The following is a 14,990-nucleotide window of genomic DNA, read 5'->3' as shown; positions in this document are numbered from 1 at the left end:
TTATGATTTAAGAATTCGATCATAATATAAAAGCTGTACGTCACTAACGAGGTTAATACTTTGAACGACATGGTTAAGAATTTATTTTTATGGCTGATTATAGCGATCGTGCTGGTTTCAGTTTTCAGTAATTTCGGCCCTCGAAACTCGGTTGCTGAGAAGCTTTCTTACAGCCAATTTTTGAAAGAAGTCGATCAAGGTATGGTTAATTCAGTCACCATTGAGGATGATAAAATCATCAAAGGGATGACTAAAAATAATAAGCGTTTTGTAACATACATGCCTATGCAAGATAATGCTTTATTAGGTGAGTTGTTAAAAAGCAAAGTCGATGTAAGCGGTCAAGAGAAACAACAAGAAAGTTTCCTTCTCCATTTATTTATCAACTGGTTCCCAATGCTACTGTTAATCGGGGTTTGGGTCTTTTTTATGCGTCAGATGCAAGGCGGAGGAGGTCGAGGCGCTATGTCTTTTGGCCGTTCACGCGCACGCTTACTCGGTGAAGATCAAGTCAAAGTGACTTTTGCTGATGTTGCTGGGGTAGATGAGGCTAAAGAAGAAGTTAAGGAGCTAGTCGACTTTTTACGAGATCCTACCAAATTCCAGAATCTTGGGGGACGAATTCCTCGAGGTGTATTACTAGTTGGTTCTCCCGGAACAGGTAAAACCCTTTTGGCTCGAGCTGTTGCTGGTGAAGCAAAAGTGCCATTTTTCACAATTTCGGGTTCTGATTTCGTTGAAATGTTTGTCGGTGTTGGTGCATCTCGTGTTCGCGATATGTTTGAACAGGCAAAAAAACATGCTCCTTGTATTATTTTTATCGACGAAATTGATGCGGTAGGTCGTCATCGAGGCGCTGGTCTTGGAGGCGGTCATGATGAGCGTGAACAAACGTTGAACCAATTGCTTGTAGAAATGGATGGTTTTGAAGGTAGTGAAGGCGTTATCGTTGTTGCAGCAACGAACCGTCCAGATGTTTTAGATCCTGCATTATTACGGCCAGGTCGTTTTGATCGTCAAGTTGTAGTTCCTTTACCGGATATTCGCGGTCGCGAACAAATACTAAGAGTGCATTTGCAAAAAGTTCCAGTAGATAACAATGTTGATATCATGGCAATTGCCCGGGGAACTCCAGGGTTTTCTGGAGCAGATCTTGCCAACCTGGTTAATGAAGCTGCTTTATTTGCTGCACGCGCAAATAAACGCAAAGTCAATATGATCGAGTTGGACAAAGCAAAAGATAAAATTATGATGGGCGCAGAACGACGCTCTATGGTAATGGATGATAATGAGAAAAAATTGACTGCTTATCATGAAGCGGGTCATGCAATTGTCGGTTTATGTGTACCAGAACATGATCCGGTGTACAAAGTATCTATTATCCCACGAGGGCGTGCTCTTGGTGTGACGATGTTTCTGCCCGAGCAGGATCGATACAGCCATAGTAAGCGCCGTCTGGAAAGCCAATTATCCAGTTTGTTTGGTGGTCGTATAGCTGAGGAGCTGATTTTTGGTCCCGAAAGTGTGACTACAGGTGCATCGAATGACATTATGCGTTCTACTGAAATTGCGCGTAAAATGGTTACAACCTGGGGACTTTCAACATTGGGGCCCCTTACTTTTGGTGAAGAAGAAGAGGAAGTATTCTTAGGGCGCTCAATGAATAAACATAAAGAAATGTCAGACAGAACAGCGCAGCAAATTGATGATGAAGTACGTGCAATTATTGACCGAAACTATAAACGAGCAAAAGAAATTCTGGTCTCAAATATGGATAAATTGCATTTAATGGCACAGAGTTTGATTAAATACGAAACGATAGACCTCAATCAAATAAAAGAGATTATGTCTGGAAAGGAACCATCACCACCAGAAGATTGGAACTCATCAAAGCCTCTGGATGGATCTGAAGTGACTAATCAATCATCAGATAAACCAGCAGAGCATGAAGTTATCGTAAATCCTGCTGAAGAGCACTGAGATTATTAGTGAGAAAAGCAGGTGAATCCAACGCAATTTTCAGGTTGGCTTGAGCGTCAATGCCAACCTTCTCCAGATAACTCGTTCCAAAAACCTTTAATTATGGGTATATTGAATGTCACTCCAGATTCGTTTTCTGATGGCGGCAAATTTTTATCCATGGATATGGCCTGCAAGCATGCATATCGCTTAGTGAGTCAAGGCGCAGACTTAATCGATATTGGGGGGCAGTCGACCCGGCCCGGTGCACAACATGTTCCACTCGATGAAGAATTGGAGCGAGTCATACCGGTTATTGAACAAATACGAGCTAATTCAGATATTTGTATTTCAATTGATACAAATAAACCGGAAGTCATGGCAGCTGCTGTAAGTGCAGGTGCTAACGTAATTAATGATATCTATGCCCTACGCACAGAAGGTGCTCTTGAGATGGCTGCAGAACTTGCCGTGCCAGTTTGCTTAATGCACATGCAAGGAGAGCCACACAATATGCAACATCACCCCTACTATTCAGATGGCGTTCTTAGTGAGGTAACGCGTTTTTTTATGGAGCGCATTGCTGAGTGTGAGCGTGAGGGCATCAAAAGAAACAATATAATTTTGGATCCAGGCTTTGGATTTGGAAAACAAGTACAAGATAATTTGCTCTTGGTCAAAAATCTTGATAGCTTTGCATCATTTGGGATGCCCCTGCTTTTAGGGGTTTCGCGTAAAAGTACCATAGGGACGGTACTTGCTAAAGAGGTAGGTGAGCGTTTGATAGGAAGTATAGCGACTGCTGTTTATGCAGCGCTGAACGGCGTGGGAATTATCAGAACGCATGATGTAGATGAAACAAGTCAAGCGTTGCATATGATTGCCATGATTAGTCAGGCCGATGTAAATCAGCTCACGCAATCTAAAATTCGTGATAGAGGTGGTTAAGGATGAGACAACGTAAATATTTTGGTACTGATGGCATTAGAGGACATGTGGGTTTATCAAATATTAACCCTGAATTTGTGTTGAAGTTGGGTTGGGCAGTTGGCCGAGTGCTGGCTAATGGCCATCGCAAAAAAGTAGTGATTGGAAAAGACACTAGAGTTTCAGGATATATGCTGGAATCCGCTCTTGAGGCAGGGTTATCCGCTGCTGGTGTTGATGTTGCTTTGTTAGGACCTATGCCAACACCGGCGATTGCCTATTTGACTCAAACGCTTAGGGCTAATGCAGGTATCGTGATTAGTGCATCGCACAATCTGTTTGAAGATAATGGTATTAAGTTTTTCTCCTCAGAGGGTGGTAAATTACCTGACAGGGTTGAATTAGCAATCGAAGCGGAGTTGGATAGAAAAATGCAGACAGTGCCTTCGCAAAATCTGGGGAAGGCAACACGAATTAATGATGCAAGTGGACGTTATATAGAATTTTGTAAGTCAACGATTCCTTCATTAACACGATTATCTGGCTTAAAAATTGTAGTTGATTGCGCAAATGGTGCGACCTATCATATTGCTCCTAATGTATTTTCTGAACTTGGTGCTGAAGTAATTTCTATTGGCAATCGTCCCGATGGATTTAATATTAATGAAGATTGCGGCTCAACATCTCCTGAACTGCTAAGACAGAAGGTCATAAGTAACGGCGCAGATATTGGCATCGGTCTCGATGGCGATGGCGATCGAGTTATATTAATTGATTCGGATGGTCGTTTAATTGATGGGGATCAAATTCTTTATATTATTGCTAAAGACAGACATCAGCGAGGTGTATTAAACGGTGGTGTAGTTGGTACGCAGATGAGCAATTATGGTCTGGAAATCGCAATAAAAAATTTGGGTATCCCTTTTGTTCGAACACGTGTAGGTGATCGATACGTTTTGGAGGCCCTACGAGAAAAAGATTGGAAAATAGGCGGTGAAACCTCAGGACATATTGTTTGCCTGGATAAAACTACAACCGGTGATGGTATTGTTGCTGCGCTGCAAGTATTGTCAATTATGGTAAAGCAAGGAAAAACCTTACAGCAATTAGTTGAGGGAATTAATCTATTACCTCAAAGCTTAATGAATTTAAAAACCAATTATGCCGCTTTGCTCGCTGAGCATACTCAGGTAATTGAAATAGTTAAGGCTTTAGAAACAAGCTTAAATGGAGAAGGAAGAGTGTTACTTAGACCTTCAGGCACTGAGCCTCTATTACGCGTTATGGTGGAAGGCATGGATGAGTCTATAGTAAAACAGCATGCACAAAAGCTATGCGATCATATAAGTCAGATTGAGAAAAATTTGAGTTTTTAGTAATATAATTAAACTCACGGTATTGAATAAATAGTACCTTTTAATAAAAAAAACGCGATAATACTACACATCGGCTATGAGATTGGGTATAGTCCGCAGTTGAAAGCGAGGGGGTGTACTGATGAGACACAAGATAGTTGCAGGCAACTGGAAAATGAATGGCCAGCTGCAGCAAGTGATTCAATTAAGTAATCAACTTAAAGAATCGCTTAATTCTATTACTGATGTCCAAGTTATAGTGATGCCTCCAGCAATTTATATTCCACAAGTTAGGGATATGTTTGCTGAATGTAAGATTGATATAGGTGCCCAGAATGTATATCCAAAGGACTTTGGGGCTTATACTGGTGAGATATCAGCACCTATGTTAAAAGATTTCAACTGTCGCTATGTCTTGGTGGGGCATTCTGAGCGCAGACATTGTTTTCATGAAGATGAAAATTTTGTGGCCCAAAAATTCCACCATGTAAAAGAACATGATATGATACCTGTTCTTTGCGTGGGTGAAACGCTGGTTGAACGTGAAAAAGGGCAAACAGAGCAAGTAATTGCCAAACAATTGCTCGCAGTATGCGAACGAGACAAAAATTGTTTTCGTGATTGTGTTGTAGCTTACGAACCCGTTTGGGCAATAGGCACAGGACAGACTGCATCACCCGAACAAGCACAGGATGTACATCAGTTTATTAGAAAGCTGGTTGCAGAGATAAATCATAGCGATGCGGAGCGGTTACCTCTTTTGTATGGGGGCAGCGTAAACGAAAACAATGCAAGCGCATTGTTTGCCATGCCAGATATTGATGGTGGCTTGGTAGGAGGCGCATCGTTGAACGCGAAACAGTTTGTGGAAATTGTGAAATGTATCAATTGATATTAATGATTCATGTAATCGTTGCTGTAGTCTTAATTGGCTTAGTTCTTATCCAACATGGTAAAGGTGCCGATATTGGTGCTGCATTTGGATCAGGTGCTTCGAATACGTTGTTTGGAAGCCAAGGGACAGGTGGTTTTTTATTTAAATTAACTGGTGGCTTGGCGATAACCTTTTTTATTACCAGCTTATTGTTATCTTATTTGGTGTCTGTGCAATATCAAAAAGCAGATCAGCAAGTAATTCCTCAACAAACTAGTGTGCCTGCGAATTCAATTCCAGTACCAGTTGATAACAGTAAGAAATAAAAGAGATTATAAACGTTTTTCTCCAGACTTAATTATGGAGAAAAAGTTAGGAAAGTAATTAATTACTAATAAAAAGAATATGCCGAAGTGGTGGAATTGGTAGACACGCCGTCTTGAGGGGGCGGTGGCGTAAGCCGTGCCGGTTCGAGTCCGGCCTTCGGCACCATTTTAATCCGTACAAGGTGAAAAAATGCTATCTCAATATTTACCTGTTCTTATTTTCATAATTATCGGATTGGCATTGGGCTTGGCAATGATAGGGGCTGGTTCTCTTTTATCAAAGCACAACCCTGATAGCGCTAAGAATTCTCCCTACGAATGTGGCTTTGGTGCATTCGAAAGCTCTCATATTCCATTTGATGTTCGCTTTTATCTAGTTGCTATTCTATTTATTATTTTTGATTTGGAAACCGCATTTTTCTTTCCATGGGCATTAGTTTTACGCAAAATTGGGTGGTTTGGTTTTGCTGGAATGATGTTGTTTTTAGGGTTATTAGTTATTGGTTTTATTTATGAATGGAAACGAGGCGCACTAGAGTGGGAATAATTTAAGTGTGCGTAATAAAATCACTTCTGATTGTCACTTCTAAATAAGAAACAATTAGAGGTGGTACTTTTTTTATTAATATTTTAACTGCTTAGAGGCTAACTATGGCGGTTGCAGAATTGCAAAAAAGTGGCTTTGTAACGACTTCAGTCGAGAAACTTCTCGGATGGGCACGTAGTGGTTCTATGTGGCCTATGACTTTTGGATTGGCATGTTGTGCTGTAGAAATGATGCACGTGGGTGCTGCACGTTATGATTTGGACCGATTCGGAATTATTTTTCGCCCAAGTCCGCGTCAATCAGACGTAATGATAGTAGCTGGTACCCTGTGCAATAAAATGGCTCCTGCTTTGCGAAAAGTTTATGATCAAATGCCTGATCCTCGATGGGTTATCTCGATGGGGTCTTGTGCGAATGGCGGTGGGTATTATCATTACTCTTACTCCGTAGTTCGTGGCTGTGATCGTATTGTCCCAGTAGATGTATATGTACCAGGTTGCCCTCCAACTGCAGAAGCACTGCTGTATGGCATTATTCAATTGCAGAACAAAATCCGGCATAAGAAAATCCTAGAAGCTTAAGATCATCAAAGGTGCAAATAGATGACAACAAAAAATGATTATTTGGTTGAACAACTCAAAAATGAATTGGCAAGTCAATTTAAAGATATAAGTGTAGCTTATGATGAAGTAACAATTGAGTGTGACGGATCAAATTTAAAAGCAATAATGTTGGAACTACGTGATCTTGAAGCATTTTGTTTCGATCAGCTGATTGATCTTTGCGCCGTGGATTATTTGCTTTATGGTGAGTGTGATTGGGAGACAGATTCAGCAACAGAAAGTGGGTTCTCTCGTGGTGTTGAACGTCAAGAAGCTAAAGTTTACGCTCTTGATAAACCCCGTTTTGCTGTAGTTTATCATTTGCTGTCAACCAAAAAGAATCATCGGTTACGTGTTAAGATATTTGTTGAAGAGTCTCATTTAATTGTCCCTTCAGTGCATCATTTGTGGAAAGGCGCCAATTGGTTTGAGCGTGAGGCTTATGATTTATACGGCATTTTATTTGAAGGCCATCCAGACCTAAGACGTATTTTGACTGATTATGGTTTTATCGGACATCCATTCCGTAAAGATTTCCCACTCAGTGGTCATGTTGAAATGCGCTATGACGCAAAATTAGAAAAAGTCATATACGCTCCAGTAGATATTGAACCAAGAGTTTTGGTGCCCAAGGTTATTCGTAATGATAACCGGTATATTGGTGATAAAAGGGGCGAATAATGATTGAATTAAAAAATTACACCTTAAATTTTGGTCCACAACATCCAGCAGCTCATGGAGTATTACGTTTAGTTCTTGAGCTTGAAGGTGAAACCATCGTTCGCGCAGACCCGCATATAGGATTACTGCATAGAGCAACAGAAAAATTGGCAGAAACAAAGCCTTATATTCAAAGTATTGGCTATATGGATAGGCTGGACTATGTGTCCATGATGTGCAACGAACATGCCTATGTACGTGCAATAGAGAAACTTTTAGGTATAGAAGCGCCTATTCGGGCTCAATATATCCGTACTATGTTTGATGAAGTAACTCGTATTTTGAATCATCTGTTGTGGTTGGGAGCCATAGCACTGGATATTGGTGCGATGACCGTATTTTTATATTGCTTCAGAGAGCGCGAAGATTTATTCGATTGCTATGAGGCAGTATCTGGGGCACGAATGCATGCTACCTATTATAGGCCTGGTGGTGTTGCACGAGACTTACCTGATTCTATGCCCAAGTATAAAGCATCCAGATGGCATAACGAACGTGAAGTTGAAAAGCTTAATGAAGAGCGAAGCGGTAGCCTGCTTGATTTCCTCGAGGCATTTACTAAACGGTTTACTCGTTGTGTTGATGAATATGAAACGTTATTAACTGATAATAGAATTTGGAAACAACGTACGGTAGATATCGGTGTTGTTTCACCAGAAGAAGCATTGCAATGGGGTTTTACAGGACCAATGCTCCGTGGTTCCGGAGTCGCCTGGGACTTACGTAAAAAACAAAGTTATGCAGCATATGATCGTGTCGATTTCGATATTCCCGTGGGTAAGACGGGAGATTGTTACGATCGCTATTTGGTTCGTGTTGAAGAGTTAAGACAATCAAATCGAATTATTAAACAATGTATCGAATGGCTCAGAGCAAATCCTGGCCCAGTTCGTATTGATGATCACAAGATTACACCTCCACGTCGCGTAGAAATGAAAGAAGATATGGAATCATTGATTCATCATTTTAAGTTGTTTACAGAGGGTTTTTGTTTGCCACGAGGGGAAGTGTATAGTGCTGTTGAAGCCCCTAAAGGTGAGTTTGGTATTTATATGGTATCTGATGGAGCCAATAAACCCTACAGATTGAAAATTCGTGCTCCTGGATTTGCTCATTTGTCTAGCTATGATGCAATGACAAGAGGACATATGATCGCTGATGGTGTCGCGATTTTAGCGAGTCAGGATATAGTATTTGGTGAAATTGATCGTTAATTTTGGGGTATGTCAGTTTACGATCGTTAAAATGGCATCCCATGAAATTGCAATTTAAATTAATAAAGGTTTAGAAATGTCTGATAATTCAGCAAAAAAATTAAATCAATTGGTGTCAGCTCAAAGAATAAAGGACATCGATCATTGGATTGCAAAATATCCAAAAGATCAAAAGCAATCAGCTGTAATGAGCGCACTACGAATAGTCCAGGAAGAGCATGGTCACCTGACTACAGAATTAATGGATGCTGTTGCTGAATATCTAGAGATGCCTCCTATTGCCGTATATGAGGTAGCAAGTTTCTATACAATGTACGAACACAAACAGGTCGGCAGACATTCAATCAATGTATGTACCAATATTTCTTGTATGCTGCGTGATTCAGCTGCGGTTGTTGAACACTTGGAACAAAAGCTGGGAATAAAATTAGGTGAAACCACAGATGATGGGCGCTTTACTTTAAGATCTGTTGAGTGTTTAGGTGCCTGTGTTAATGCACCAATGATGCAGGTGGACAAGGATTATCATGAGAATCTGACTCCTGAATCTATAGATAAAGTGTTGGAACAATACCAATAAAAGATAGAGGTGGTTGCCGTGGTTGAATTAAATCAAGTTTGTTATCGAACATTTCATCTACCAGAGCCTTGGACACTATCTGCTTATGAAAGTGTTGGTGGATACAGTGCATGGAGAAAAATATTAAAAGAACAAACTTCTCCACAATTAATTATTGATGAGTTAAAGACATCTGCCCTGCGTGGTCGAGGGGGAGCTGGCTTCCCGACTGGATTAAAATGGAGTTTTATGAACCGTAATACTCCTGTACAAAAATATGTAGTTTGTAACTCCGACGAAGGTGAGCCAGGTACATGTAAAGACCGCGAAATACTTACACTAAATCCACATCAGCTCATTGAAGGTATGGCGATTGCTGGATATACCATGGGTGCTACTGTTGGATATAACTACATTCGTGGTGAATTTTGGTTGCCCTATGAGCGCACAGAAGCCGCATTGAAAGAGGCTTATGCGGCAGGTTTATTAGGTAAGAATATTTTAGGTACGTGTATCGATTTCGATTTATACAATCACTTAGGGGCTGGTGCGTATATTTGCGGTGAAGAGACCGCATTGCTTAATTCCCTTGAGGGAAAAAAAGGTCAACCAAGATTTAAACCTCCATTTCCTGCCAATTATGGTTTATATGGAAAACCTACAACGATAAATAATACCGAGACCTTTGCTTCTGTTCCGGTCATTATGGAAAAGGGTGGTGAGTGGTTCTTAAAAATTGGCAAACCCAATAATGGCGGAGCCAAGTGTTTTAGTGTGAGTGGACACGTTAATAAACCTGGAAATTTCGAGATCCCTTTGGGAACACCATTTAAAACCCTTCTTGAGCTGGCAGGCGGCGTTACAAAAGGCCGAAAAATTAAGGCAGTAATTCCTGGGGGTACATCCATGCCCGTTTTACCTGGTGAGGTAATGATGGGGATTGATATGGATTATGACAGCATACAAAAAGCTGGTTCAGGATTAGGTTCCGGTGCTGTGATTGTTATGGATGAAACAACCTGTATGGTCGATGCACTTTATCGCATTTCCGAGTTTTATATGGAGGAGTCTTGCGGACAATGTACTCCATGTCGCGAGGGCACAGGCTGGTTAGTCCGTTTGCTACACCGCATTAAGGAAGGCCATGGTGAACCTGGGGATGTAGAGAAATTAGTCAATGTTGCGAATAATATCGAAGGGCGCACTATTTGTGCATTAGGTGAGGCAGCAGCTTGGCCGGTACAAAGTTTTGTTAAGCATTTCCGCGATGAATTTGAATATTTCGTTAAGCATAAACGCTCAATCGTCGCAGCATAATTAAAAGGTTTGACCCATGACTACTACTATTGAAATCGACGGTAAAACGTTTGAAGCAGAAAACGGTAAAATGATCATCGAAGTTGCCGATGAAGCGGGTATTCATATCCCACGTTTTTGTTATCATAAAAAATTATCAGTGGCTGCAAATTGTCGCATGTGTTTAGTTGAGGTAGAAAACGGGCGTAAGCCAGTTCCTGCATGCGCAACTCCAATTACCAATGGTATGAAGGTATTTACCAAATCGAAGGAAGCATTACATTCACAAAAAGTAGTTATGGAATTCCTTCTTATTAACCATCCGCTTGACTGTCCGATTTGCGATCAGGGTGGGGAATGTGAATTACAAGACATATCTATGGGGTATGGGGCTGATGAATCTAAGTATGCAGAAAGCAAACGTTCAGTTGACGATGATGATTTAGGCACACTGATTTCAACTGAAATGACTCGCTGCATCCACTGTACTCGTTGTGTCCGTTTTGGAGAAGAAATCGCAGGATTAAGAGAACTAGGTGCGACTGGTCGTGGTGAGCACATGCAAATAGGGACTTATGTTCAACACAGCATGAAATCAGAAGTATCAGGCAATATTATTGATTTATGCCCTGTAGGAGCATTAACTTCAAAACCGTTCCGGTTTACCGCTAGAGCATGGGAACTAACCCAACATGATGGTGTAGCACCACATGATTGTCTCGGTTCAAATATCTATCTGCATACACGTCGAAACGAATTAATGCGTGTTGTTCCAAAAGAGAATGAAACAATTAACGAAACCTGGTTGGCTGACAGAGATCGATTTAGTTATCTAGGCCTAAAAAGCCCATCAAGAGCAAGTCAACCACAGATTAAGCGTAATGGACAATGGGAAGTTGTGGATTGGGAAACTGCTTTAAAATTTACGGCTGAGGGTCTAGCACGAGTTATCAAACAAAATGGCACAGAGCAGGTAGCTGCTTTTGCCTCAAGTTCTTCTACATTGGAAGAGCTTTACTTATTGCAAAAATTAATGCGCGAAATTGGTGTTCATAATCTCGATCACAGATTGCAACAAGTAGATTTTAGAGATCAGGAACATCAAGCAACTACTCCAATAAGTTCGTTGCCTTATGCAGAAGTAGAAAATCAGAATGTACTGGTCTTAATTGGATGTAATATTGATCGTGAAGTCCCTCTCGCTGGTGTTCGGGTTCGTAAGGCGTACCGTAACGGAGCAAAAATTTACGCAATAAATCCAGTAGATTTTGAATATCGTTTTGAGCTTGAAGAGCGCTTCATTGTTTCACCTTTAGAAATGCCAATGCAACTTGCCAAGCTTGCATTAGCACTTACTGGTAACATAAAAACCTTACCAGCAGAAGTACAAAAATTAGTAATAGGTCTTGAGTTGGATGCGGCAACTGAACGAGTTGCCAAAGCGTTAAAGGAAGAAAAAGCATGCTTAATTACCGGGGCTCTTTGTGAAAATCACCCTGAAGCCGCTTTATTACGTACCTTGGTATTCCATATTGAACAATTGAGTGGAGCGAAAGTATTACGACTGACTCATGGTGCAAACACTGCGGGTGCCTGGGTCGCAGGCATGGTTCCCCATAGAACAACCGCAGGAAAAACAGATTCAACACCAGGAATGGATGTACAAGCAGCATTAAATGCCAAACTGAAAGCATATTTTCTAATGGGAGTAGAACCTGGTTTTGATTTTGCAAATCCTTATGGTGCAAGACAATCAATGCTCGGCGCCGAGTTTGTTGTATTAATGTCGGCTTTCAATCACGAGTCAATGCACGATTATGCTGATGTTATTTTGCCAATAGCCCCATATGCCGAGACTTCAGGTACGTATATCAATGTTGATAATACTTGGCAAACAGTAAAAGGAGCATTATCGCCTCACGGTGAATCTCGACCTGCATGGAAAGTATTAAGAGTACTTGGTAATTTACTGCATTGTGATGGCTTTGAATATTTATCAACTGAAGATATTTTATCAGAAATTAAAAATAGTGTTGCAATCACTATAGAGCAAGAATATAAGCCTTATTATCCTGAGAGCTTGCCTCTAATTAATCAATCATTGATTCGTGTTGGCGAGTGGCCACTCTATCGTAGCGATGCAATTGTTAGGAATGCCAAAGAATTGCAATTATGTGCTGCTGCTGAATCAGCATGTATACGCATCAATCCTACGACAGCTGACCGATTGAAATTAGACGATGTTGCTACTGTATCTCAGGGAGATATTGAGATAACATTGCCGCTTAAACGTGATGAACGCATTGCGGCAGATGTTGTATGGGTAGCAAACGCAATGCCTGAAACCGTAGATTTGGGCCATTCATTTGCTGCAATAACTATTAAGCGCTAGGCAGGTAAAAAAATGCTGCAAGATATTAGCATATTAATTTGGGTCATCATAAAAATATTAGTAATCGTAGTGCCATTACTATTATGTGTTGCATATTTAATCTATGCAGAGCGTAAAGTCATTGGGTATATACAAGCACGCATTGGACCCAACCGTGTGGGGGTGCGAGGATTACTCCAGCCCATCGCGGATTTGATCAAGTTAATTACTAAAGAAATTATTATTCCGACGCGATCTAATAAATATCTTTTTATTGCTGCTCCGTTATTTGCTTTAGTTCCTGCATTGGCAGGCTGGGCAGTAATTCCTTTTCAGGAAGGAATCGTTTTAGCAAATATTAATGCAGGAGTGCTTTATATTTTTGCAATGAGTTCCCTTGGAGTTTACGGAGTGCTCATTGCGGGATGGGCATCTAACTCCAAATACGCAATGTTCGGTGCATTAAGAAGTACAGCGCAAACCGTATCCTATGAAATTGCAATGGGCTTTGCTTTAGTTGGCGTGCTGCTGGCTGCAGGAAGTATGAATCTCACGGACATTGTTAACTCGCAAAAAGGTGGAATTTTACATTGGTGGTTTATTCCCCTATTGCCACTGTTTTTCGTATTTTGGATTGCCGGAATCGCTGAAACCAATCGTGCGCCATTCGACTTAGCCGAAGGTGAGTCCGAAATCGTTGCAGGATTCCATGTGGAGTATTCCGGAATAGGTTTCGCATTGTTCTTCTTATCCGAATATGCGAGTATGATTCTTATCTCCATTATGCTCAGTATTCTGTTTCTGGGTGGCTGGATGTCGCCATTTGAAGGTATTCCATTCTTACAAAACATATTTTTTGTTGTACCTGGATTTGTTTGGTTAATCGTAAAAGTCTGCTTTTTCCTCTATGTGTATTTATGGATAAGAGCCACTTTTCCTCGTTATCGTTATGACCAGCTTATGCGTTTAGGTTGGAAGGTACTTATTCCGGTCACCATTGTTTGGATTATTGTAACTGCATTAATGGTTGTTACACATGTCAAACCTTGGTTTTAATGATTAATAGAGAAGCCGATGAAAAAAGCATATCAATTTATTAAATACTACGTACGCAGTTTTCTTTTAATAGAATTATTGCAGGGTTTAAAGTTAACTGGTAAATATTTTTTTAAGAAAAAAATAACTGTACAGTTTCCTGAGGAACAAACTCCAATTTCACCTCGGTTTAGAGGGGCACTTGCGCTACGTCGTTATCCTAATGGTGAGGAACGTTGCATTGCTTGCAAATTATGTGAAGCAGTTTGCCCCGCACTCGCCATAACCATAGAATCAGAACCACGTGAGGATGGATCCCGTCGCACAACGAGATATGATATTGACGTATTTAAATGCATCAATTGTGGCTTATGTGAAGAATCATGCCCTGTAGACTCCATCGTAGTGACACCAGTGCATCATTATCATGTTAGTGAACGCGGTCAAAATATTATGACAAAAGAAAAGCTCCTGGCACTTGGCGATTTGTTGGAGCCTAAACTTGCAGCGGATAGAGCTGCTGATGAAAAATACCGATAACGGGGTGCAGCATGCATGAATTATTAGTTCAAACTATTTTCTATATTTTTGCGGCTATAGCCGTAGGCGCTGCCTTTATGGTCATTATTCAAGATAATCCAGTACGTAGCGTTTTATTTCTTGTACTTACATTCTTTGCAAGTGCCGTATTATGGATTCTTGCCGAAGCGGAGTTTCTCGCACTGATTTTAGTACTGGTGTATGTAGGGGCAGTAATGACACTGTTTCTGTTCGTCGTAATGATGCTTAATATTGATGTTGAAGTAATTAAAAACCATTACAGGCGCTATTTACCGTTCGGTTTAATTCTTGTTGCTCTGTTAACTGGTCTTTTAATGGTATCTATTCCGGAAGGTACCTTTAAGTCGAATGTTGAAATACAAAGCAACGCAACAATTAGTACACAGCTAATTGAGGTAACACAAAATAATCCTGAAGCATCTCGCTCAAATACTGAAGCTTTAGGCATGGTTCTATATACTGATTATTTACTGGCTTTTGAGATTGCAGCTGTTCTGTTATTAATTGCAATTATTTCAGCAATTACCCTAGTACATCGAGGTCCCAGAAAATCGAAAAGACAGGATGTGAAACAACAGATTCTGACACGTAGAAATGATCGGGTTGAATTAATTAATATGAAAGCAGAAAAATAATTGGGGAAT

General features: G+C 40.6%; 15 protein-coding genes and 1 tRNA gene. All 16 read left to right on the top strand.

What is annotated here, in order from left to right; translation table 11 throughout:
* The first annotated feature begins 69 nt into the window (after positions 1–69).
* Positions 70–1,980: an ATP-dependent zinc metalloprotease FtsH gene (ftsH, locus tag BW930_RS07715; protein ID WP_058467438.1), complete on the top strand. Its 1,911-nt coding sequence runs from the start codon at positions 70–72 to the stop codon at positions 1,978–1,980.
* 21 nt (positions 1,981–2,001) lie between these two features.
* A complete protein-coding gene (folP, locus tag BW930_RS07710; protein ID WP_058467437.1) occupies positions 2,002–2,907 on the top strand; it encodes a dihydropteroate synthase in 906 nt (301 codons plus the stop codon).
* A gap of 2 nt (positions 2,908–2,909) precedes the next feature.
* Positions 2,910–4,262, top strand: coding sequence for a phosphoglucosamine mutase (gene glmM / locus BW930_RS07705; protein ID WP_058467436.1), 1,353 nt, complete (start codon positions 2,910–2,912; stop codon positions 4,260–4,262).
* Between the two features lie 121 nt (positions 4,263–4,383).
* A complete protein-coding gene (gene tpiA / locus BW930_RS07700) occupies positions 4,384–5,133 on the top strand; it encodes a triose-phosphate isomerase (protein WP_058467435.1) in 750 nt (249 codons plus the stop codon).
* A complete protein-coding gene (secG, locus tag BW930_RS07695) occupies positions 5,121–5,441 on the top strand; it encodes a preprotein translocase subunit SecG (RefSeq protein WP_058467434.1) in 321 nt (106 codons plus the stop codon). Before tpiA ends, secG begins: the two co-directional genes overlap by 13 nt.
* 81 nt (positions 5,442–5,522) lie before the next feature.
* Positions 5,523–5,607: transfer RNA gene (locus tag BW930_RS07690), tRNA-Leu, on the top strand.
* 24 nt (positions 5,608–5,631) lie between these two features.
* A complete protein-coding gene (locus BW930_RS07685) occupies positions 5,632–5,988 on the top strand; it encodes an NADH-quinone oxidoreductase subunit A (RefSeq protein WP_058467433.1) in 357 nt (118 codons plus the stop codon).
* A 104-nt stretch (positions 5,989–6,092) separates the two neighbouring features.
* A complete protein-coding gene (locus BW930_RS07680) occupies positions 6,093–6,569 on the top strand; it encodes a NuoB/complex I 20 kDa subunit family protein (protein ID WP_058467432.1) in 477 nt (158 codons plus the stop codon).
* Positions 6,570–6,590: 21 nt separating this feature from the next.
* Positions 6,591–7,271, top strand: coding sequence for an NADH-quinone oxidoreductase subunit C (locus tag BW930_RS07675; RefSeq protein ID WP_058467431.1), 681 nt, complete (start codon positions 6,591–6,593; stop codon positions 7,269–7,271).
* A complete protein-coding gene (locus BW930_RS07670) occupies positions 7,271–8,524 on the top strand; it encodes an NADH-quinone oxidoreductase subunit D (RefSeq protein ID WP_058467430.1) in 1,254 nt (417 codons plus the stop codon). Before BW930_RS07675 ends, BW930_RS07670 begins: the two co-directional genes overlap by 1 nt.
* A gap of 76 nt (positions 8,525–8,600) precedes the next feature.
* Positions 8,601–9,104 carry an NADH-quinone oxidoreductase subunit NuoE gene (nuoE, locus tag BW930_RS07665; protein ID WP_058467429.1) on the top strand — a complete coding sequence of 168 codons (504 nt, stop codon included), beginning with the start codon at positions 8,601–8,603 and terminating at the stop codon, positions 9,102–9,104.
* A gap of 18 nt (positions 9,105–9,122) precedes the next feature.
* Positions 9,123–10,400 carry an NADH-quinone oxidoreductase subunit NuoF gene (gene nuoF / locus BW930_RS07660; protein WP_058467428.1) on the top strand — a complete coding sequence of 426 codons (1,278 nt, stop codon included), beginning with the start codon at positions 9,123–9,125 and terminating at the stop codon, positions 10,398–10,400.
* A 16-nt stretch (positions 10,401–10,416) separates the two neighbouring features.
* Positions 10,417–12,771 (top strand): NADH-quinone oxidoreductase subunit NuoG, encoded by a 2,355-nt coding sequence (gene nuoG, locus BW930_RS07655; RefSeq protein WP_058467427.1) that lies wholly within the window; start codon positions 10,417–10,419, stop codon positions 12,769–12,771.
* 12 nt (positions 12,772–12,783) lie between these two features.
* Positions 12,784–13,806 carry an NADH-quinone oxidoreductase subunit NuoH gene (gene nuoH, locus BW930_RS07650; protein WP_058467426.1) on the top strand — a complete coding sequence of 341 codons (1,023 nt, stop codon included), beginning with the start codon at positions 12,784–12,786 and terminating at the stop codon, positions 13,804–13,806.
* An 18-nt stretch (positions 13,807–13,824) separates the two neighbouring features.
* A complete protein-coding gene (gene nuoI, locus BW930_RS07645) occupies positions 13,825–14,325 on the top strand; it encodes an NADH-quinone oxidoreductase subunit NuoI (RefSeq protein ID WP_058467425.1) in 501 nt (166 codons plus the stop codon).
* Positions 14,326–14,336: 11 nt separating this feature from the next.
* Positions 14,337–14,981, top strand: a complete 645-nt coding sequence (locus BW930_RS07640; protein WP_058467424.1) for an NADH-quinone oxidoreductase subunit J — start codon at positions 14,337–14,339, stop codon at positions 14,979–14,981.
* Positions 14,982–14,990 lie beyond the last annotated feature (9 nt).

It is taken from the genome of Fluoribacter gormanii (assembly GCF_900156395.1).
Taxonomy (GTDB): domain Bacteria; phylum Pseudomonadota; class Gammaproteobacteria; order Legionellales; family Legionellaceae; genus Legionella; species Legionella gormanii.
This window is presented reverse-complemented; position numbering and strand designations above follow the sequence as displayed.